Source organism: Trichlorobacter lovleyi, from assembly GCF_015239775.1.
Taxonomy (GTDB): Bacteria; Desulfobacterota; Desulfuromonadia; order Geobacterales; family Pseudopelobacteraceae; genus Trichlorobacter; species Trichlorobacter lovleyi_B.
In genome coordinates this window covers 3,180,415-3,199,371 of record NZ_CP058409.1, presented here as the reverse complement: position 1 = coordinate 3,199,371, position 18,957 = coordinate 3,180,415, and the positions used below count along the sequence as shown (strand labels likewise).

The following is an 18,957-nucleotide window of genomic DNA, read 5'->3' as shown; positions in this document are numbered from 1 at the left end:
GCGTGCTCCGGGCGGGTTATCCCGCCAGTTTCTGTTTCAACAGGTCGTTGACCACGGCCGGGTTGGCCTTACCCTTCATCGCCTTCATGACCTGACCGACAAAGAAACCGAAGACCTTGTCCTTGCCACCCCGGTATTCCTCAACCTGGCCCATGTTGGCAGCCATGATCTGGTCAATGGCTGCTTCAATGGCACCGGTGTCGGAGACCTGGGCCAGCCCCTGTTGTTCCACAATGGCAGCGGCGTCGCCGCCGTTTTTCCAGATCTCTTCAAAGACCTTCTTGGCAATAGTACCGGAGATGGTGCCGCCATCAATCAGCCTGATCAGTCCGGCCAGTTGGGCAGGGGAGACCGGGCACTGTTCAAGGCTGATCCCGTTGTCGTTCAGGGAGCGGGTCAGCTCACCCATGACCCAGTTGGCAGCTGCCTTGGCATTAGTGCAGGTCTGGGCGCACTGTTCAAAGTAGTCGGCCAGGGTGCGCGAGGATGTCAGGACATCGGCATCATACTCCGGCAGGCTGTATTCTGTCAGGAAACGGTTGAATTTGACCTCTGGCAGTTCCGGCAGCTCTCTTTTAACACGCTTGATCCAGTCGTCAGAGATCACCACCGGCACCAGATCCGGGTCCGGGAAGTAGCGGTAGTCGTGGGCCTCTTCCTTGCCCCGCATGGAGCGGGTGACCCCTTTATTGGGATCAAACAGGCGGGTCTCCTGCACCACTTTGCCGCCATCCTCGATCAGTTCAATCTGGCGGGCAATCTCGTAGTCAATGGCGGCCTTGACGAACTTGAAGGAGTTGACGTTTTTGATCTCTGCTCTGGTACCGAAGGTGTCGGAGCCGACCGGCATGACCGAGACGTTGGCGTCGCAGCGGAAGGAACCTTCCTCCATGTTGCCATCGCAGATCCCCAGGTAAGTCACGATCTGGTACAGCTTTTTCAGATAGGCCACCGCCTCATCGGCAGTGCGCATATCCGGCTCGGAGACTACCTCCAGAAGTGGTGTGCCGGCCCGGTTCAGGTCCACCCCGGAACCGCCATCCTGGCCGTGGACCAGTTTGCCGGCATCCTCTTCCATATGGATTCTTGTAATACCGATCCGTTTGGTCTGATCACCCACTGCAATATCCAGGTGACCGGCCAGACAGATCGGTAGATCAAACTGGCTGATCTGGTACCCTTTGGGCAGGTCAGGATAGAAGTAGTTCTTGCGGGCAAAGATGTTGGTGGGGCTGATGCTGCAGTTGGTAGCCAGACCGGCCATAATGGCAAACTCCACCACCTTCTGGTTCAGTACCGGCAGTGCGCCGGGCAGGGCCAGACAGACCGGGCAGGTGTTCAGGTTGGGTTCCGCCCCGAAGCGGGTGGAACAGCCGCAAAAAATCTTGCTGTCTGTCTTCAGTTGTACGTGGACCTCAAGTCCGATAACCGGTTGGAATCTCATAGTGCTGCCTTCTTGGTATGCCAGTCGGTGGCTTGTTCAAAATCAAAAGCCGCTCTCAGGATGGTCTCTTCGCCAAATGGGCGTCCCAGCAGTTGCAGGCCGATCGGCAGGCCGGTGCTGCTTGCCCCGGCCGGGACCGAGATGCCGCAGATACCGGCCAGGTTGACCGGGATGGTGAAGATGTCGGACAGGTACATCTGCAGCGGGTCGGCGGTCTTTTCACCGATCCTGAAGGCCGGGGTGGGGGCCACCGGGGTCAGCAGCAGATCGACTGATTTGAACGCCTCAATGAAATCCTGCTGGATCAGGGTCCGTACCTTCTGGGCCTTGATGTAGTAGGCATCGTAGTAGCCGGAGGAGAGGGCGTAGGTACCCAGCATGATCCTGCGTTTGACTTCAGCCCCGAATCCTTCCGAGCGGGACTGCATCATCAGGTCGATCAGGCCGGCAGTGTCCTTGGCCCGGTGTCCGAAGCGGACCCCTTCATAGCGGGCCAGGTTGGAGCTGGCCTCAGCGGTGGCAATCAGGTAGTAGGTGGCCACGGCATAGTTGGTGTGGGGCAGCGAGACCTCTACGAATTCTGCCCCGAGCCGGCGATAGGTGGCAATGGCCTGATCCATGGCCTGTTGGACATCGGCATCAAGCCCGTCGATAAAGTACTCTTTGGGCAGACCGATCTTGAGCCCTTTGACACCCTGTTTCAGTGCCGCCGTGTAGTTCGGCACCGGACAGTCCACACTGGTGGAGTCCTTGGGGTCATGGCCGGCGATTGCCTCCAGCAGCAGGGCTGCATCGGTCACGTCGCGGGTTATGGGACCAACCTGATCCAGCGAGGAGGCATAGGCAATCACGCCGTAGCGTGAGACCCGGCCGTAGGTGGGCTTCAGGCCGACACAACCGCAGTGGGAGGCCGGCTGGCGGATGGAGCCGCCGGTGTCGGTACCCAGGGTGGCCACGGCCTGTTGGGCTGCAATGGCGGCTGCAGAGCCGCCGGATGAACCGCCTGGAATATGCTCGCGGTTCCAGGGGTTGCGGGTTGGCCCAAAGGCGCTGTTTTCACAGGAAGAGCCCATGGCAAACTCATCCTGGTTCAGCTTGCCCAGCAGTACGGCGCCTTGTGACTTTATCCTGGCCCAGGCAGTGGCATCATAGGGGGCGATGAAGTTGTCCAGCATCTTTGAGGCACAGGTGGTGCGTACCCCTTCCGTCAGGAAGATATCCTTCAGGGCCACCGGGATGCCGGTCAGGGGGGCGCAGTCGCCGGCTGCAATCCGCTGGTCTGCTGCCGCTGCATCAAGCAATGCCTGCTCTTTGGTGACGGTGATAAAGGCGTTGATGGACTGGTCGGTGGATTCAATCCTGTTCAAAAAGGAGTTGGTGATCTCAACCGAGGAGACCTGGCGTGCCTGTAATTGAGCCTGCAGGTCATGGATGGTCTGTTCGTAAAGTTCCATGGGTATACTCTTCTATTCTATGACCGGGGGGACCCGGAAGTAGGTCTCGTTCTTGTCAGGGGCATTGGCCAGGGCGCGGTCGTGGCCAATGGACGGCGTCACGCAGTCAGGACGGAAGGCGTTCTCCATCGGTACGGCATGGGAGGTGGGGGCGATGCCCTCGGTATTCAGCTCGTTCAGGGTCTCGACATAGGCCAGGATCGCCTCCATCTGGCCGGTGAAGAGCTGTTTTTCATCATCCCGCAGCGTAAGCCGGGCAAGTTTTGCCACATGTTCTATCTCGTGCTGGTTGATACTCATCGGTTGATTCCTTGTAAAAACGATGGTAAAAGCACTGCTTCTCTACCACATATTCCGGTCAGCTGGCAACTCCGTTCGGGGTAGGGGTGAAAAAATTTGCTTGACAGCCCTTGGGGGCTCACGTATGGTACACCTCTTCGTAAAACTAAGGCGGTGCTACGGCTGGTGAAATCCGGCCTAGACCGGTGTGAGGTTCGTAATGAGAACAGAAGTAGCAAAAAAAGAGACTGTCAACCACCAGTGGTTTGTGGTGGATGCTGAAAATGTCGTGCTTGGCCGTCTGGCAACCCAGGTCGCCAACGTGCTGCGGGGCAAGCATAAGCCGATGTACACACCCAGTGTTGATACCGGCGATTTTGTTGTGATTGTGAATGCTGAGAAGATTGCCCTGACCGGCAACAAGATGGCTGACAAGGTTTACTACAGCCACAGCGGCTTCCCTGGCGGAATCAAGTCTTCTACAGCGGCTGCAATGCTGTCAAAGAAGCCTGAAGAGCTGATCCGCAAGGCAGTGAAGGGCATGCTGCCGAAGAACAAGCTGGCCCGTCACATGCTGAAGAAGCTCAAGGTCTACAGTGGCGGCGCTCACCCCCATGAGGCACAGCAGCCCGCTCAGCTGTCTCTGTAACCGTTTCAGATTATACACGTTTTACATTTGAGGAGATAAAGTTATGGCAGCAGTCAGCTTCTACGGCACAGGTAAAAGAAAGAGTTCCGTAGCCCGCGTGTGGCTTAAGCCCGGCGCTGGTCGCATCGTGGTTAACAATAAGACCCTTGACGAGTACTTTGGTCGTGAGACCTCCAAGATGGTTGTTCGTCAACCTTTGGAGCTGACTGAAAATGTCGGCAAGTTTGATGTTTTTGTCAATGTCTGCGGTGGCGGAGACTCCGGTCAGGCCGGAGCCATCAAGCATGGCATCACCAAGGCACTGCTTGAGGCAGATCCGGAACTGCGTGCCAACCTGAAAAAGGCCGGTTTCATTACCCGCGATTCAAGGGTCAAGGAGCGTAAGAAGTACGGTCGCAAGGCAGCCCGCGCCCGCTTCCAGTTCTCCAAGCGTTAATCCGGATACTGGTCATACACTGCAAAGTGTGCTACACGGGGGGAGATCCGCAAGGGTCTTCCCCTTTTGTATTGCATCTGTCTGAGAGGCTACCATGGACCGTACCCTGTTGAAGACATTGCTTGCCTTTACCTTGATCCTGCTTGTTGTCTATCTGTTGGGCAAGATCTTCCTGCCGTTTCTGGTGCCGATCGCCTGGGCCTTGATTATCGGTATCATCACCTTTCCTGCGTACCGTCGCCTGCTCGATCTCTTGAAGCAGCGGGAGGCCTGGTCTGCAGCCCTGATGACCCTGGCAGTGATGCTGGTCTTTGTCTTGCCGGTCGTCAGTCTGGTCTCCGTACTGGCACAGGAGGTTGCCCAGGCCTATCAGTTTGTCAGCAGCTCCGTAAGTAGCGGTGGTGCAGAAAAGCTGCTTCAGCAGTGGGCCGGACAACCGCAGTGGGCACCCTACGTGGCTAAATTCAAGACGCTGGTCGGTGGTAGCAGCTTCAGTCTGACTGACAGTGTCATGGCTAATTCAAAAGAGGGACTGGCAAAGCTGCTCGGTTTTCTGACCTCTATTCTAGCAAACTCATTCAGTTTTCTCATGGATATGATCTTCATGCTGTTTATCCTGTTTTTTGTCTATCTTGACGGAGAACGTGTGCTGCTCTGGCTGCACAGGATGCTGCCGCTTGAAGGCAGTCTGCAGGAAAAGCTGTCCCGGGTAGTCAGGGATGTGCTCTCCGGATTCATCTTTGGCACCCTGCTGACCTGTCTGGTGCAAGGAGTCCTGGCCGGTGCTGCCTACCTGCTGTTCGATGTGCCTTCACCTCTGTTGCTGGCAGTACTGACGGCCATCGGCGGACTGATCCCCGTGGTGGGTACCGCCCTGATCTGGCTGCCTGCGGCATTGTATCTTTACCTGCAAGGCTCGGTGGCCAAGGCGGTTATTATGATTCTGTGGGGCTTTTTTGCTGTGGGTATGTCGGACAATGTGGTCAAGCCTATTTTCATGAGCAGCCGGGTCTCCCTGCCGATCCTGCCGATCATGATCGGTGCCCTTGGAGGTCTGGCGGCCTTTGGGGTGCTGGGTGCCATTTTGGGCCCGCTGCTGCTGGCCATCCTGTATGAGTTGTATGTGATTGAGCCGGCCCCGGTGCCGGCTGTTGATGCATCGTATGTTGCCGAACAGGGGGAATAGTCTATGTTGCGCGTTGCCATTGTCGGGGCCAGCGGGTACACCGGCCTTGAGTTGATCCGTCTGCTTGATCGCCATCCGGAGGTGGTGATCAGTTGCGTTACCTCTGAACAGAGTGCCGGTAAGCGGATTTCCGAGATCTTTCCGACCCTGCGCGGTCGTTGTGACCTGGTTCTGGAGCCGCTCGATCCGGCTGCCATAGCTGCCAAGGCCGACATGATTTTTACCGCCCTGCCACACCAGGCTGCCATGAAGGTGGTGCCTGACTTACTGGCGGCCGGCAGAAAGGTGGTTGATCTTTCGGCCGATTACCGGCTGCATGATCCAGCGGTCTACGGTGCCTGGTATGAAGCCCACCTGAATCCGGAGCTGTTGCCTGAGGCGGTCTTCGGTCTGCCTGAACTGCGTCGTGAGACCATCAGGAAGGCACGGCTGGTGGCGAACCCCGGTTGTTACCCCACCAGCGTCATCCTGGGACTGAAGCCACTGCTGAAGCAGGGCTTGATCGATATCACTACCATCATTGCCGATTCAAAGTCCGGCACCAGCGGAGCCGGACGGAGTGCCAAGGTGGATTCGCTCTACTGTGAGGTCAACGATTCCTTTAAGGCCTATGGTGTGGGTGGCGCACACCGTCATACCCCTGAGATTGAACAGGAACTGTCGGAGCTGGCAGGGCGGCCGGTCACCATTACCTTCACCCCTCATCTGGTGCCGATGGATCGCGGAATACTTTCCACCATCTATGCCACCCCCACCCGGGCGGTGACGACTGAAGAACTGGTATCGCTCTATACTGATAGCTACAAGGATGAACCGTTTGTGCGCCCTTTGCCTCAGGGGCAGTTCCCGGCCACCGGCTTTGTGCGCGGTTCCAACTTCTGTGATATCGGCATCACCCTGGACAGCCGGGCCAACCGGATTGTGGTGGTCTCTGCGATTGATAATCTGGTCAAGGGTGCCTCCGGCCAAGCGATCCAGAACATGAACCTGATCTGCGGTTTTCCTGAAACCTGCGGTCTGGAAGGGCTTGCGATCTTCCCGTGAGCCGCCATCTGCCCATAACCCTTGATGAGGCCCGCGGTCGGGGTTGGCATGAACTGGACATCATTCTGGTCACCGGCGACGCCTATATTGACCATCCGGCCTTTGGTGTGCCGCTTTTAGGGCGTTGGCTGGAAGCGCATGGTTTCAGGGTCGGCATTATTGCGCAGCCTGACTGGCGTTCCAAAGAACCGTTTATGGCCCTGGGGCGCCCGCGTCTGTTCTTCGGCGTGTCGGCAGGTGCCATGGACTCGATGGTGGCGCACTACACCCCCCGCAAGAAGCTGCGCCATGACGATGCCTACACGCCGGGCGGCAAGCATGGCGCTCGCCCCAATCGTGCCGCATTGATCTATACCTCCCGCCTCAAGGAGGCGTACCGGGATGTTCCGGTGGTGCTGGGGGGGATTGAGGCGTCACTCCGTCGTCTTGCCCATTATGACTACTGGGACGACAAGGTGCGGCGTTCAATTCTGCTGGATGCCAAGGCTGATCTGCTGGTGTACGGCATGGCAGAACAGTCGTTGCTTGAGCTTGCCAGGCGGATGAAGGCCGGAGAACCGCTTGAGCAGATTCGAGACCTGCGTGGCACGGTGTTTATTTCCAGGCAACCTCCTGAAGAGTCAGTGGTGCTCCCCTCTTTTGAGCTGGTTGGCAGTTCTCGCGAGGCGTATCTCGAGGCCTTTTGCCAAGCGGAACGGGAGCAGAATCCCTACTGTGCTAAAGCTTTGGTGCAGGCCCATGCTGAACGTCTTGTGGTCTGTAATCCGCCCGCGCTGCCCCTGGCAACCGCAGAGCTTGATGCCGTCTATGCCCTGCCCTTCAGCCGGGAGCCGCATCCCTCCTATCGAGAATCGATTCCCGCCTTTGAGCAGATCAAGACATCGCTGACCAGCCATCGGGGGTGCTATGGTGGCTGTTCCTTTTGTGCCATCAGCTCACACCAGGGCAAATTTATTCAGTCCCGATCCGCAGCTTCGGTGATGGCAGAACTGCAGGCCCTGATTAAAAAGCCCTGGTTTCGTGGCACGATCAGCGACGTAGGTGGTCCGACAGCCAATATGTATGGTACCGGTTGTGGTGCGTCAGATGGCGGACACCGTTGCAGGCGGCCCAGCTGTCTGCATCCCAAGCCCTGTCCAAACCTGAAGGCTGATGATCGTTCGGCAGTGCAGTTGCTACGCAAGGCATCCGGCTCAGCCGGGGTGCGGACCCTGACTGTTACCTCAGGAATTCGGAATGACCTGCTGGAACTGCAGCCTGACTATTGCAAGACGTTGATTGAACAGCATGTGGGCGGTCTTCTGAAGGTGGCGCCGGAACACCTGGTGGATCAGGTTACCATGCTGATGCGCAAGCCGGGCAAGGCTGCCTTTGTCCGGTTTCTTGAGCGTTTCAGGGACGAAAGTCGCAAGGCAGGTAAGGTTCAGGCGGTGGTGCCGTATCTGATGTCAGGCCACCCAGGGTGTCGTGTGGATGAGATGGTGCTGCTGCTGAGGGAGTTGCAACGTTTGAAACTCAAGGTTGAGCAGGTGCAGGAGTTTACCCCTACGCCGGGAACTGCTGCCACCTGTATGTATTATACCGGCATGGATCCGGACAGTGGTAAGCCGGTCTTTGTTGCCAGAACTGATCGGGAGAAGATCCTGCAGAAATCAATCCTGCTCTGGCATCTGCCGGAAGAACGACAACGCGTGGTTAAGCTGTTAAAGGAACTGGGACGGGCCGATTTGCTCAAACTGCTTGATGAAGGTCAGCAATCCGATGAGCGGAGGCAACACCACCAGAGAAAAGGCCCGCAGAAAAAAAGAACGGCCCGTTGAGTGATCAACGGGCCGTTCCGGTTGGTTTGTGTCTGGAATTTACTTCAGTTTAACAATGTTTGCAGCCTGCAGACCTTTCGGGCCCTGAACAATGTCAAAACTTACAGACTCACCCTCTGCCAGGGACTTGAAGCCCTCGCTTTGAATCGCAGAAAAGTGTGCGAAAACATCCTCGCCACCTTCTTGCTCGATAAAGCCAAACCCCTTGGTGTCGTTAAACCACTTGACCTTGCCTTGAGCCATCTTTTACTTCCTCCTTCGTGTGTTGCCGGACAGCGCCGGATCAAAAAAGTTCTCTAAGTTTCCGGAGCTGTTGCAGGAGTGTCGCCAAGCAAGGCCAATCCAGCGGGTGCTTCGTGAGTACTGCTGTCACGTCCGAAACTTATCGCTGCGTCCCTGTAACACAGTGTAAGAGGTCTGTCAAGATAAATGCAGTGGTTACATTTTAAGTTCGTTGCTCTTGGCCTGAAGCTTTTTGACCAGTTCTGGGTAGCCGTTTGTGGAAATGATCCTGTTAAACTGGGTGCGATAGTTGGATACCAGACTGACTCCTTCAATGACTACGTCGTACACCATCCAGGTGCCGTTGTCTTTTTTCATAAGGCGGTAATCAAGGGTGTACTCATCCTGTTTGGGGGTGATGACCTTTGATTTTACCTCGGCATACTCCCCGTCAAGGGTCTCCTTGGTATAGACAATTTTTTCGTTGTTGTAGGACTCGATCTTGCCGGCATAGGAGTTTTCAAGCAGGGTGGCAAACAGGTCGACAAACTGCTTGCGTTCAGCGGGTGTGCGCGGATTCCAGTGTTTGCCCAGGCTGCGTTTAGCCATTTCCTGGCTGTCAAAAATTGTGGCAATCGATCGCTTGATTGCTGCCCGGCGTCTCTGTTCGTTGCTTTTCTTCTTTAATTCCTTGTCGCTCACGATGTGAATGACATCGTCAACGGTCTTTTTAACAGTGTCGGTAACCGTGGCAAATGCGGTGGCGGCAGCCAGCAGGCAGACGGCAGTAAACAATACAACACGCTTTAACATAATCAGACTCCTTGTGGGCCGTACGGCTATTTGGGAGAAATTGCCTGGTGGTCACCCAGGGCATATTCGAGGTTTGCCTTGGCCATCTTGTAGTCAAAGATAGACTGGTAGTGGGCAGCCTTCATCTTGCCATAGATGCTGACGGCATCAAACACGTCACGGGGATTACCAATGCCGAAATCAAAATTGGCCAGTGCTGCCGCCCCCCACTTTTTGGCGCTCTGGTAGGCATTCTGGGTAATGGAGACATTCTTCTGGGCTTCCTGCATCTCAAGCCAGGCCTTTTTAGCCTGTAGCGGGATGTAGTTGTCCGCGTACACCTTTGTGCTTTCAAGCCGGTTCAGCTGCGCCTGCTCGCCAGCCACCTTGGCAGAGGTGATGCCAAAGTCAAGATGCCATTTCAGGCCCAGGGCCACACCGCCGTAGGCATGCTTGAAGGTGTCAGAGATATAGGGGTTTTTTATCCGGTCACGATTGTCGGCATAGGCCCATGAGGCCATGCCGGCCAGGAAGATATCGGGGTAGTAGTTTGCCTTGGCTGCCTCAACCAGTGCCGTACGGGCGGCCATCCCCTCTTTAAGCTGCTTGAATTCGGGACGCTGAAGCCGTGCCTTCTTAATGGCGCTGTTTAAATCCGGGAGGGGTTCATCCGGCAGCTCAAGCCGTTCTGTGGCAACGGTGACATCCACATTGTCGGCCAGACCCAGGCGTGCCTTCAGTGCGGCTGTTGCCAGTTGCTCACCCTTCAATGCCTCTTCCATATATTTATTGATCTCACCCGAGTAGGCGTCAAGCTTGTAAAGGTCCATCGGGTCACCGGAATCTGATTCGTTGTCAATCAGTTCCTGAATCTTCTTTTTGCCTTGCAGCATGTAGAGTTGCAGTTCGGCAAGAACTGTTTGCATCTCACGGGCCAGCAGCACGCTGTAGTAGTACTTCTTGACCTCAAGGGCGACTTCGTTCCCTTTTTGTTGTTTCTTCGATTTGTCCACTTCGGTACCGTGGGTCGCAGCCTTCATGTTTTCGCTGATCTTGCCGAAGGTCCACAGAGGCTGAGTGATCGTTAGATCGGTGCTGGCAAACCAGGTCAGGTCACGGATGCTGAAGCTCTTGTTGGTATTGATTGTGGGGCTGATGTCCTCCCGCTTGGCCCCTGGTGCCGGGCCAAAGAGTGACATGACGTTGATCTGGGGGTAGCGGTAGGCTTTTGCCTCCTCAAGTTTACTGCTGGTTAATGCCAGATCCGCCTGGGCTTCGCCGATCTCGGGAGCAGCCTGCAGGGCAGTGCTGATGCAGGACTCAAGATCCAGCACCAAAGTGGTGTGGCCGGGACTGCCTGCCAGGGTGTTCCCGGCAGTCAGGGCAATTACTAGAAATGCAGTTAATGCTGCATGAGCCAACGTTTTCATCGTTTAATCTGCTCCTAATCCACCTTGCCGTGAATAAACTTGCTGACCAGTTCTTCAATATCAATGGCAGATTCGGTTTCACGAATCCTGCCACCGTTTTTCAAAAGCTGATCTGAACCGCCCGGCTTCAGTTTGATAAACTTGTCGCCAATGATGCCGCTGGTACGGACTGAGGCGATCACATCGTCGGTAATCTTGATGCCGTCTTTGATCTTCATGGTTACTTCAGCCTGATCCCCGCTGGCATTTGAAAGACCGATCCGCTCGACGGTTCCGATTTCAACCCCGGCCAGTTCAACCCGTGCACCGGGTTTCAGGCCGGAAACCGAGTCGAAGCGGGCTGTCACCCGGTAGTTGTTGCCACCGATCAATTCCATCTTGCCCAGTTTTATTGAGAGGTATCCCAGGCAAAGGATACCGATCAACATGAAAATACCGACGATTAGTTCCAGTTTTGCGCTGTTCATGGTTTATGCAACTCCGCTATTGATCGGGCCGTCAAGGCTGCCGCTGATAAATTGGCGCACCACGGGATGATTGGAGGTTTGAATCTCATCAGGCGTGCCAAACTGCAGAATTTCGCCACGGTAGAGCATGGCGACATGGTGTGCTACGTCAAAGATGTCCGGGATGTCGTGGGAGACAATCACCGCCGTAAACCCGAATTTCTGCTGGGTCTCCTTGATCAGCTGGTGAATGGCGCGCCGGATAACCGGATCCAGTCCGGTGGTCGGCTCATCAAACAGCACCACCTGTGGCTGCAAAAGTAGTGCCCTGGCCAGGCCGACCCGTTTTTTCATACCGCCGGACAACTCGTCAGGGTACTTGTTGTTGGCGTTCTTCAGACCAACCTCCTGTAGTGCAACGGCAACCCGCTCTGCTATCTCGCCTGTGCTGAGACTGGTCTTTTCCTCCAGCGGGAAGGCGACATTTTCGTAGACGGTCATGGAGTCAAACAGTGCTGCGTTTTGAAACACCATGGCAAATTTTTCACGCACCTGGTTGAGCTGTGAACGGCGCAGCCCTACAATGCTCTTACCATCCACCAGTACGTCACCCTGGTCCGGCTGCAGCAGCCCGATCATATGCTTCAACAGAACGCTCTTGCCTTCGCCGCTGGGGCCGATCACGGCGGTGGTCCTGCCGGCAGGGATGGTAAGGTTCAGGCCGTTCAGGACGGTCTGGCTGCCAAAATTCTTATGGATATTGATAAGTTCGATCATAGCAGTATTGAGGTCAGGAAGTAGTCCCAGACCAGGATCAGTACCGAGGTGAGCACCACCGCTTCTGTGGTGGCCTTGGAGACTCCTTCGGCGCCGTGTCCGGCGTAATAGCCTTTGTAGCAGCCGATCCAAGCAATAATAATGCCAAAGGAGTACGATTTTACAAAACCTGAGTAGACATCCTTCCACTCAACGGATTTATACATCTCACTGAAGTAGGCCCCCGGGTTGACGCCGAGCAGTTTAACACCAACCAGCCAGCCGCCGTAGATGCCCACCACATCGAAAATAGCGCAGAGCAGCGGCATTGAGATCATGGCTGCTATGAACTTGGGCGAAATCAGGTATTTGTATGGATCAAGCGCCATGGTTTCCAGGGCATCAATCTGCTCACTGATCCGCATGATGCCGATTTCGGCAGTGATGGCCGAACCGGCCCGGCCGGTCACCATCAGGGCTGAGAGAACCGGCCCCAGTTCGCGGATCAGGGAGAGCGCCACGGCGGTGCCCAACATCCCTTCAGAGCCGAACTTGGTCAGGGTATAGTAGCCTTGCAAGCCCAGTACCATGCCGGTAAATGCAGCGGTCAGCACAATCACAAACAGGGATTTGGCGCCAATGAAGCTGATCTGCTTCAATATATGTACCGGTCGTCCGGGACGGCGCAGGATGGAGTACAGGGCATAGGCCAGAAACTGGCCACAGTTGCCCAGTTCTTGCAACAGCGCGATGGTCCTGCGACCTATGGCCCGCAAAAAGTTGCTCATTTGTCTGGTTACACGCCTTTGGTTGATTTTTAGCGACTGATTACTATAGAGGGAAGTTGTGTGGTTGTAAAGTGATAGGATTATAGTTCTTTAAGTTTGCCGTTTGATCTGATCAAAAAACAGTGTCCACGCCAGGTGACGCGATTTCCGGCAAAGGCCAGCAGCCAGGTGCCGAAGGCCAGTAAATCCCGTACCGGGAGCAGCCAGCCCCAGAAGGGGAGCAGATTGTCGCGGATGTAGCGGCGGCTGAAGAGGGTGGTGGCTGTCAGTCGAACCAGATACAGCAGACTGATGGCAGACAGGGCAAAAAGAGGCGGGCCGCTCAGGAGGGCTGCAACGATTGCCAGGCCCGGCAGGGTAATCCCTGAGGCGAGGTAGCCACCGGGACGGCTGACCCGCATGGTGCGGGCCCAGCGCAGTTGGCGGGAGAGGATTGAGGCCAGAGTCTCCGGTTTCAGCATGCTCTCCACAAACTGCCGGTCGAGTACAAGCTGCCAGCCAGCCCGGTGAATCTGGTTACCCAGCTGGTAGTCGTCGGCCAGATACTCCACCAGCGCCTCCAGCCCGCCAATGTCCTGCAGTGCCTGCCTGCGGAAGGTCATGGCTGCCCCCAGGGCAAAGGAGAGCCCCTCAAGCTTCAGGGCGGTTACCACATTGGGAACCATCTCTGAGGTAAAAGCCAGGGCCTCAAAGGCGGTGATGGCACCATGCACGGTTGAGCTGCGATAGGGGGAGGTGACCAGGCCAACGGCAGGGGTGCAGAAGTGCGCGGCAACCGACTGTAAAAAACTTGGTCCTACCCTGATGTCGCTGTCGCAGATCATCAGCAGATCATGTTTTGCTGCGGGAAAGGCGTTGATCAGGTTGGAGACCTTGTAATTGGGGCCGTGGATGGCCGGATCAATATTGAGGCTGATGTCATGGTGCGGAAAATCAGCCATCAGCTGCCTGATGATCGCAATCGCAGGGTCATCTTCGGCTGCCACGCAAAAGATCAGTTGTAGCGCTGCAGCATAGTCCTGCTTACAGAACGAGGCAAAATTTTCGTAACTGCCTTCATCGATCCCCTTGACCGGTTTCAGGATTGAAATAGCCGTGTCGTGTCGTTTTTTCAGGAGGTCTCGATCCTTGAAAAACAGCCAGCCGCACCACAGTGTCAGCAGGGAGTAGATACTGGCCGGCAGAATGGCGATGAAGGGCAGCAGGTCAGCGGACATCGGAGGGTCTTCCATCCTGAATCAGCAGGCAGAACGGTGCATCTGAGGTCACATTCAGTTGTCCCATCCGCCAGACAAAGTAACTGCGCGGAGAAAGGGATGCTGCCCATTCCTGAACGGCTGTCGCCTCCTGGTCTCCGCCCGCATGGCCCGGGTAGCAGGTGATCAGCAGCAGGCCTGCCGGTGCCAGCAGGTGCAGCGATGCCTCGAGAGCGGTCAGGGTGGTGGCGGTACTGGTGGCAATCTCCCGGGGGGCACCGGGAAGCCAGCCCAGATTAAAGATGATCGCCTGCAGTGGCGGTTCCAGCAGCTCCTGCAGGCGTTCGTGGCCGGCATGCAGCAGGGATACCCGTTGCAGCAGATTCTGGTCTGCCAGGCGTTGGGCGGTGCGGTCAAGGGCTTCCTGCTGGATGTCAAAGGCCCAGACATGGCCGCTTTCCCCCACCAGTTCAGCCAGTAGCAGGGTGTCCTTGCCATTGCCGCAGGTTGCGTCAATGACCCGGTTGCCGGTTTGGATAAAGCGCCGCAGCAACAGATGGCTGAGGGGGACCGGACCACGCAGGACGGGATGTGGGGCTTGGGCTGATGACATGGACGGCAGGGTAGCAAACTCATCGGGCCGCTGCCAACAGGTTTATTTGCGATTTAGACGAGCTTCATGGTAGAGAGGGCTATGATCAAGATATTCAGTGTAGCAAAAGAGATGGCCGGTCGGCGTCTTGATGAAACCCTGGCACAGCTGGCAGGAATCAGTAAGGGTGAGGCCCGGCGGATCATTGACCGGGGCGGTTGTGCGGTCAATCAGACCATGGTGCGGGTGGCTTCCCGAGGTATGAAGGTTGAAGACCAGTTGACGGTTGGTATTATGGAGCAGGGCCGGTTTCAGGAGCTGGTACTGCCACCTGAGGCGATCGTGTATCAGGATAAGGATCTGCTGGCAATCAACAAGCCCTCCGGTATTGCCAGCCAGCGTACTCCGTATCAGCTGAAAGGAACGCTGGAATACTGGGTTGCCGAGGAGTTCGCACGCCAAGGAATTAAAGAACCGGTACGGGTGGTGCACCGGCTTGACCGGGGGACATCAGGGCTGATGCTGTTTCCCAAGCACCGTCAGGCAGCGGCCTGGCTTTCCGAGCTATTTAAACAGGGGGGGATTCAGAAACGTTATCTGGCGCTGGTTACGGGGGAACCCGTTGAAGAGCGCTGGTCCTGCGCTGGCCCGATCGGCAAACTGGGCAGTGCGCGGTGGGGAATCATGCCTGAAGGCAGGGCGGCCCTGACTGACTTCCGGCTGCTTGCTGCCGCAGACGGGCTGGCGTTGATCGAGGCCTTTCCGCGAACCGGGCGAACTCACCAGATCAGGGTTCACCTCTCAGCAGCCGGCCTTCCGATTGTGGGTGATGCTACCTATGGTGGCCTGGCGTCTGAACGGCTCATGTTGCATTGTGTCGGGTTGCAGTTTGACGGGCGGCATGGTCAGCCCTGTAACCTGGAGGCGTTGCCGGACAGCTCGTTTGTCAGTCGCTGCGGTCTCTGCCGGGACGGCGTGCCGAAGTAGATAAAAAGTTCTTTGCAGGCTCAGCTGCTTTATGGTACGGTGCCGATCTCGCACCTGACCAGCTCAATTCCATATTTCCTCAGATCGAACAACAGGTTATGTCAAAGATCATCTGCATTGCAAATCAGAAGGGTGGTGTGGGTAAGACCACCACCGCCATTAACCTCGCTGCTGCGCTGGCTGCTGCCGAGCGGCCTACCCTGCTGGTGGATATTGATCCTCAGGGTAACGCCACCAGCGGTGTTGGTGTTGATAAGTCCCAGCTGCAACATTCGGTCTATGATCTGTTGATTAATGAGGCAGCCCCGGCCTCGCTGGTGGTTGACACCGGTCATCCCTATCTGCATATCCTGCCAGCCACTGCGGACCTTGCCGGTGCCGAGCTGGAACTGGCCACTGAGACCGGGCGTGAACAGAAGCTAAAGAACGCCTTGGCGCTGCTGCAGGAACGCTACCGGTATATCCTGATTGATTGCCCGCCATCCTTAAGTCTTTTGACCGTGAACGCCATGACCGCTGCCGATACCGTCCTGATTCCGCTACAGTGTGAGTTTTACGCGATGGAGGGGTTGTCCCAGATCCTTAATACCATCCGTTTGGTGCAAAAGGGATTGAATCCTCGCATTACGATCGAAGGTATATTGTTGACCATGGCCGATGCCCGTAACCGCCTGTCAAAGGATGTAGAGGATGAAATCCGGGCTCACTTCCCGAAAGAGGCCTTTGAGGTGGTGATCCCCCGTAACGTGCGCCTTTCGGAGGCGCCCAGCCACGGCAAACCGATTATCTATTATGACATTACCTCCAAGGGAGCCACTGCCTACCTGCAGCTGGCCCGCGAGCTGATCCAGCGGGAGGTGCCCAGTGCTTAAAAAGGGTGGTTTGGGCAAGGGGATGGCGGCACTGTTGCCGGTGATGTCCGTTGCCGAGGACAAAAACTATTTTCTCTGTCCCATTGAGCAGATCAGGCCGAATCGCAACCAGCCCCGCAAGCAGTTCGCCGCGGACAAGCTGGAGGAACTGGCCTCCTCAATCCGTGAAAAAGGGATTATTCAGCCGCTGGTAGTCACCAAAAAGGATGGCTACTACGAGATCATTGCCGGTGAGCGTCGCTGGCGTGCTTCCCAGAAGGCCGGGTTGCGCGAACTGCCGGTGGTTATCCGTGAGGCCAGCGAAGATGCGGTGATGGAGCTGGCCCTGATTGAAAACATCCAGCGTGAAGATCTGAACGCCATTGAAGAGGCCCAGGCCTACAAGTCGCTGGTTGAGCATTTCGGCATTTCTCAGGATGAGGTGGCAAAACGGGTTGGCAAAAACCGCACAACGGTCACCAATGCGTTGCGCCTGTTGCGCTTGCCGGATGATATTCAGAGGGATGTGGTGGAAGAGCGGCTCTCCATGGGGCATGCCCGGGCACTGCTGGGGCTTGAAAATGAAGAGCTGGTTCAGAAGGCACGCCATGAAATCCTGCACAGGATGCTGAGTGTCAGGGCTACGGAGGAGCTGGTTAACAAGCTTAAGCGTGGCTCACATGCAGTTCAAAAGCCTGCCCGTCAGCCTGATCTCTTGATGGTTTCTCTGGAGGAGCAGCTGCAGAAACAGTTCCAAACCAGGATCGCCATTCGTCGTAACAGTGGTGGTAAAGGGGCGTTGGAAATTCACTTCAGTTCGTCTGATGAGCTAACGCGAATCATTGATTTGTTGCAGTCTTAATCCGGTGCTGCAACAAATTAGCTGCTTTTTTTGATTGACAGTCTGTGTTTAACCATGATAGCTAACCAGCGTTTACGCCTGACCACTCAGTCAGGCATGTTTTTGTGGGATACAGTATACAATTCACCGTAGGTTAAGGGGTAGGCCGTGATCAATCTCGATCTCGCATTTGCTGTCCAGATTGTAAACTTCGGACTTCTGGTTCTTGTTCTGAATATCTTTCTGTACAAGCCGATCAGGGCGCTGTTGGCCCAGCGGCGGCAGGAGATCCAGTCTGCCCGTGAGCGTGCAGTCGCTGTGGATCAGCAGGTGCAGGAAAAGGTGGCTCAGTATGAGGCGCGTCTGCGTGATGCCAAGGCTGAAGTCGGTGCCAAACGGGCTGAGCTGGTGAAAGAGGCTCAGGCGGAAGAGGCGTCGTTGTTGGACAAGGCGCGCCTGGATGCTGCAACTTCAATCGCTTCGATTCGTGAGCGGGTCGCCAAAGAGTCTGCCGAGGCACGTACCCTGCTGCAAAAGCAGGTTGATGTCCTGTCCGGCGATATTTGTGAGAAAATTCTGGGGAGGAGTCTGTAAGCCCATGCTGATTCAGAATGATCGCCGTATGCAAAGAATTCTCTCCGGTCTGGCTGTTGCTGTCGCTATTCTGGTTCCTGTGCTGGCCCTTGCTTCGGGCGGCGGAGAGCACCATCCCGATAGTGGTGCACAGTTGAAAGACTTTGGCTGGCGTGTTGTCGATTTTGCGCTGCTTGCCGGTATTATGATCTGGGCCTTGAAAAAGGCTAACGTAAAGGGCTCGCTGGCTGAGCGCCAGCTGCAGATTGAGAAGAATCTCCGCGAGGCTCGTGAGGCTCGTGAGGCAGCTGAGGCCAAGCTGAAAGAATATACTGAGAAGCTTGAAAAGGCCAATCAGGAGGTCGATACACTGCGTGCTGCCATGCTGAAAGAGGCTGAAGCCGAGAAACAGCGTATTATTGCTGAAGCCCAGGCTGCAGCAGCCAAGGTTGCAGAACAGGCCGCTCAGGCTGCTGATCAAGAGGTCTTGAAGGCCCGCACAGAACTGCGTGTGGAGGCTGCCAGGCTTGCGGTTGAGCTGGCTGGTGGCAAACTTGGTGCTGCTGTTCAAAAAGCGGACCATGACCGATTTGTACAGGATTACCTTGGGAAGGTGGTGCAACTGTGATCAATAACGCCATTGCCAGACGGTATGCCAAGGCGCTGGTCCAGCTTGGCTCGGAGAGAGATCTGATTGATCGCTTCAGCCAGGAGCTGAAGGTGGTGAGCGGGGTTTTTGCCGGTAATGCAGAACTGCGGGCCGCATTTGGTAACCCTGCCTTTACTGCAGATCAAAAAAAACAGATCATGCGTGACCTGATTGCACGTATGCAATGCTCGGAACTGGTGGCAAACTTCCTGTTGCTGCTGGTGGATAAAAACCGGGTTGTCTGTCTGCCGGAAATTGTTGAGACCTACGAAAAGCTGGCTGATGAGCAGTCTGGGGTGATCCGTCCGATGATTACGACCGCCTTTGCCTTGGATGACAGCCAGGTCAATGCCATTAAAGGTGCGTTGGAGCAGAAAACCGGTAAGAAGGTTGTGCCACAGGTAAAGGTTGATCAATCGCTGATCGGCGGTGTTGTTACCCAGATCGGCGATATCGCCTATGATAGCAGTGTTAAAACTCAGTTAGCACGGATTCACGATATACTACAGAAGGGGTAAACGC

The 18,957-nt window shown here is 55.9% G+C and carries 22 protein-coding genes; 11 read left to right on the top strand and 11 right to left on the bottom strand.

From position 1 onward, the window contains the following. Positions 1 to 16 precede the first annotated feature (16 nt). Genes gatB through gatC form a run of 3 tightly spaced genes read right to left on the bottom strand, consistent with a single transcriptional unit; the run spans position 17 to position 3,198 of the window. Entirely contained in the window at positions 17 to 1,444 is a 1,428-nt protein-coding gene (gatB, locus tag FY034_RS14875) for an Asp-tRNA(Asn)/Glu-tRNA(Gln) amidotransferase subunit GatB (protein ID WP_265551901.1), read from the bottom strand. Beyond that, positions 1,441 to 2,898 (bottom strand): Asp-tRNA(Asn)/Glu-tRNA(Gln) amidotransferase subunit GatA, encoded by a 1,458-nt coding sequence (gene gatA, locus FY034_RS14870; RefSeq protein ID WP_265551899.1) that lies wholly within the window; start codon positions 2,896 to 2,898, stop codon positions 1,441 to 1,443. Before gatA ends, gatB begins: the two co-directional genes overlap by 4 nt. A gap of 12 nt (positions 2,899 to 2,910) precedes the next feature. Next, positions 2,911 to 3,198 carry an Asp-tRNA(Asn)/Glu-tRNA(Gln) amidotransferase subunit GatC gene (gene gatC, locus FY034_RS14865; RefSeq protein ID WP_265551896.1) on the bottom strand — a complete coding sequence of 96 codons (288 nt, stop codon included), beginning with the start codon at positions 3,196 to 3,198 and terminating at the stop codon, positions 2,911 to 2,913. A gap of 199 nt (positions 3,199 to 3,397) precedes the next feature. Between gatC and rplM the strand changes: the two genes are divergently transcribed. From rplM to FY034_RS14840, 5 genes are all read left to right on the top strand, one after another. Continuing rightward, a complete protein-coding gene (gene rplM, locus FY034_RS14860) occupies positions 3,398 to 3,826 on the top strand; it encodes a 50S ribosomal protein L13 (RefSeq protein WP_012471221.1) in 429 nt (142 codons plus the stop codon). Between the two features lie 43 nt (positions 3,827 to 3,869). Continuing rightward, on the top strand, positions 3,870 to 4,262 hold the full coding sequence (rpsI, locus tag FY034_RS14855; protein WP_012471220.1) for a 30S ribosomal protein S9: 393 nt from the start codon (positions 3,870 to 3,872) through the stop codon (positions 4,260 to 4,262). Positions 4,263 to 4,356: 94 nt separating this feature from the next. Further along, the gene (locus tag FY034_RS14850; RefSeq protein WP_265551894.1) at positions 4,357 to 5,448 is read left to right on the top strand and encodes an AI-2E family transporter; all 1,092 of its coding nucleotides are present in this window, start codon (positions 4,357 to 4,359) and stop codon (positions 5,446 to 5,448) included. A gap of 3 nt (positions 5,449 to 5,451) precedes the next feature. Next, positions 5,452 to 6,492, top strand: a complete 1,041-nt coding sequence (gene argC / locus FY034_RS14845) for an N-acetyl-gamma-glutamyl-phosphate reductase (RefSeq protein ID WP_265551892.1) — start codon at positions 5,452 to 5,454, stop codon at positions 6,490 to 6,492. Beyond that, positions 6,489 to 8,312 carry a YgiQ family radical SAM protein gene (locus tag FY034_RS14840; protein WP_265551890.1) on the top strand — a complete coding sequence of 608 codons (1,824 nt, stop codon included), beginning with the start codon at positions 6,489 to 6,491 and terminating at the stop codon, positions 8,310 to 8,312. The genes argC and FY034_RS14840 overlap by 4 nt, the downstream gene beginning before the upstream one ends. A gap of 39 nt (positions 8,313 to 8,351) precedes the next feature. Here the strand turns inward: FY034_RS14840 and FY034_RS14835 are convergent, their stop codons facing one another. From FY034_RS14835 to FY034_RS14800, 8 genes are all read right to left on the bottom strand, one after another. Further along, positions 8,352 to 8,555 (bottom strand): cold-shock protein, encoded by a 204-nt coding sequence (locus tag FY034_RS14835; RefSeq protein WP_012471216.1) that lies wholly within the window; start codon positions 8,553 to 8,555, stop codon positions 8,352 to 8,354. A 195-nt stretch (positions 8,556 to 8,750) separates the two neighbouring features. Further along, the gene (locus FY034_RS14830) at positions 8,751 to 9,347 is read right to left on the bottom strand and encodes an MlaC/ttg2D family ABC transporter substrate-binding protein (RefSeq protein ID WP_265551888.1); all 597 of its coding nucleotides are present in this window, start codon (positions 9,345 to 9,347) and stop codon (positions 8,751 to 8,753) included. A 26-nt stretch (positions 9,348 to 9,373) separates the two neighbouring features. Then, positions 9,374 to 10,756: a TolC family protein gene (locus tag FY034_RS14825; protein WP_265551886.1), complete on the bottom strand. Its 1,383-nt coding sequence runs from the start codon at positions 10,754 to 10,756 to the stop codon at positions 9,374 to 9,376. A 14-nt stretch (positions 10,757 to 10,770) separates the two neighbouring features. After that, entirely contained in the window at positions 10,771 to 11,223 is a 453-nt protein-coding gene (gene mlaD, locus FY034_RS14820; protein WP_265551884.1) for an outer membrane lipid asymmetry maintenance protein MlaD, read from the bottom strand. A 3-nt stretch (positions 11,224 to 11,226) separates the two neighbouring features. After that, positions 11,227 to 11,979: an ABC transporter ATP-binding protein gene (locus FY034_RS14815; protein ID WP_265551882.1), complete on the bottom strand. Its 753-nt coding sequence runs from the start codon at positions 11,977 to 11,979 to the stop codon at positions 11,227 to 11,229. Continuing rightward, complete coding sequence (locus FY034_RS14810; protein ID WP_265551880.1) at positions 11,976 to 12,746, bottom strand: MlaE family ABC transporter permease; 771 nt, start codon at positions 12,744 to 12,746, stop codon at positions 11,976 to 11,978. Before FY034_RS14810 ends, FY034_RS14815 begins: the two co-directional genes overlap by 4 nt. A gap of 80 nt (positions 12,747 to 12,826) precedes the next feature. After that, positions 12,827 to 13,963 carry a bacteriohopanetetrol glucosamine biosynthesis glycosyltransferase HpnI gene (gene hpnI, locus FY034_RS14805; protein ID WP_265551878.1) on the bottom strand — a complete coding sequence of 379 codons (1,137 nt, stop codon included), beginning with the start codon at positions 13,961 to 13,963 and terminating at the stop codon, positions 12,827 to 12,829. Next, entirely contained in the window at positions 13,953 to 14,555 is a 603-nt protein-coding gene (locus FY034_RS14800; protein ID WP_265551876.1) for a class I SAM-dependent methyltransferase, read from the bottom strand. Before FY034_RS14800 ends, hpnI begins: the two co-directional genes overlap by 11 nt. A gap of 81 nt (positions 14,556 to 14,636) precedes the next feature. Between FY034_RS14800 and FY034_RS14795 the strand changes: the two genes are divergently transcribed. The 6 genes from FY034_RS14795 (at position 14,637) to FY034_RS14770 (ending at position 18,953) form a co-directional block, all read left to right on the top strand. Then, positions 14,637 to 15,521 carry an RluA family pseudouridine synthase gene (locus tag FY034_RS14795; protein WP_265551874.1) on the top strand — a complete coding sequence of 295 codons (885 nt, stop codon included), beginning with the start codon at positions 14,637 to 14,639 and terminating at the stop codon, positions 15,519 to 15,521. Between the two features lie 98 nt (positions 15,522 to 15,619). Beyond that, a complete protein-coding gene (locus tag FY034_RS14790) occupies positions 15,620 to 16,393 on the top strand; it encodes a ParA family protein (RefSeq protein WP_265551871.1) in 774 nt (257 codons plus the stop codon). Beyond that, a complete protein-coding gene (locus FY034_RS14785; protein ID WP_265551870.1) occupies positions 16,386 to 17,234 on the top strand; it encodes a ParB/RepB/Spo0J family partition protein in 849 nt (282 codons plus the stop codon). Before FY034_RS14790 ends, FY034_RS14785 begins: the two co-directional genes overlap by 8 nt. Before the next feature lie 147 nt (positions 17,235 to 17,381). Beyond that, positions 17,382 to 17,807 (top strand): ATP synthase F0 subunit B, encoded by a 426-nt coding sequence (locus FY034_RS14780; RefSeq protein WP_265551867.1) that lies wholly within the window; start codon positions 17,382 to 17,384, stop codon positions 17,805 to 17,807. A gap of 4 nt (positions 17,808 to 17,811) precedes the next feature. Further along, positions 17,812 to 18,414 (top strand): hypothetical protein, encoded by a 603-nt coding sequence (locus tag FY034_RS14775; RefSeq protein WP_416222765.1) that lies wholly within the window; start codon positions 17,812 to 17,814, stop codon positions 18,412 to 18,414. Continuing rightward, positions 18,411 to 18,953, top strand: a complete 543-nt coding sequence (locus FY034_RS14770) for a F0F1 ATP synthase subunit delta (RefSeq protein ID WP_265551865.1) — start codon at positions 18,411 to 18,413, stop codon at positions 18,951 to 18,953. The genes FY034_RS14775 and FY034_RS14770 overlap by 4 nt, the downstream gene beginning before the upstream one ends. The last annotated feature ends 4 nt before the right edge of the window (positions 18,954 to 18,957 follow it).

What these genes read in the sequence shown, in the direction of transcription:
- gatB (WP_265551901.1), bottom strand. Translation starts at nt 1,444, where the DNA reads ATGAGATTCCAACCGGTTATCGGACTTGAGGTCCACGTACAACTGAAG.
- gatA (WP_265551899.1), bottom strand. Translation starts at nt 2,898, where the DNA reads ATGGAACTTTACGAACAGACCATCCATGACCTGCAGGCTCAATTACAG.
- gatC (WP_265551896.1), bottom strand. Translation starts at nt 3,198, where the DNA reads ATGAGTATCAACCAGCACGAGATAGAACATGTGGCAAAACTTGCCCGG.
- rplM (WP_012471221.1), top strand. Translation starts at nt 3,398, where the DNA reads ATGAGAACAGAAGTAGCAAAAAAAGAGACTGTCAACCACCAGTGGTTT.
- rpsI (WP_012471220.1), top strand. Translation starts at nt 3,870, where the DNA reads ATGGCAGCAGTCAGCTTCTACGGCACAGGTAAAAGAAAGAGTTCCGTA.
- FY034_RS14850 (WP_265551894.1), top strand. Translation starts at nt 4,357, where the DNA reads ATGGACCGTACCCTGTTGAAGACATTGCTTGCCTTTACCTTGATCCTG.
- argC (WP_265551892.1), top strand. Translation starts at nt 5,452, where the DNA reads ATGTTGCGCGTTGCCATTGTCGGGGCCAGCGGGTACACCGGCCTTGAG.
- FY034_RS14835 (WP_012471216.1), bottom strand. Translation starts at nt 8,555, where the DNA reads ATGGCTCAAGGCAAGGTCAAGTGGTTTAACGACACCAAGGGGTTTGGC.
- FY034_RS14830 (WP_265551888.1), bottom strand. Translation starts at nt 9,347, where the DNA reads ATGTTAAAGCGTGTTGTATTGTTTACTGCCGTCTGCCTGCTGGCTGCC.
- FY034_RS14825 (WP_265551886.1), bottom strand. Translation starts at nt 10,756, where the DNA reads ATGAAAACGTTGGCTCATGCAGCATTAACTGCATTTCTAGTAATTGCC.
- mlaD (WP_265551884.1), bottom strand. Translation starts at nt 11,223, where the DNA reads ATGAACAGCGCAAAACTGGAACTAATCGTCGGTATTTTCATGTTGATC.
- FY034_RS14815 (WP_265551882.1), bottom strand. Translation starts at nt 11,979, where the DNA reads ATGATCGAACTTATCAATATCCATAAGAATTTTGGCAGCCAGACCGTC.
- FY034_RS14810 (WP_265551880.1), bottom strand. Translation starts at nt 12,746, where the DNA reads ATGAGCAACTTTTTGCGGGCCATAGGTCGCAGGACCATCGCGCTGTTG.
- hpnI (WP_265551878.1), bottom strand. Translation starts at nt 13,963, where the DNA reads ATGTCCGCTGACCTGCTGCCCTTCATCGCCATTCTGCCGGCCAGTATC.
- FY034_RS14800 (WP_265551876.1), bottom strand. Translation starts at nt 14,555, where the DNA reads ATGTCATCAGCCCAAGCCCCACATCCCGTCCTGCGTGGTCCGGTCCCC.
- FY034_RS14795 (WP_265551874.1), top strand. Translation starts at nt 14,637, where the DNA reads ATGATCAAGATATTCAGTGTAGCAAAAGAGATGGCCGGTCGGCGTCTT.
- FY034_RS14790 (WP_265551871.1), top strand. Translation starts at nt 15,620, where the DNA reads ATGTCAAAGATCATCTGCATTGCAAATCAGAAGGGTGGTGTGGGTAAG.
- FY034_RS14775 (WP_416222765.1), top strand. Translation starts at nt 17,812, where the DNA reads ATGCTGATTCAGAATGATCGCCGTATGCAAAGAATTCTCTCCGGTCTG.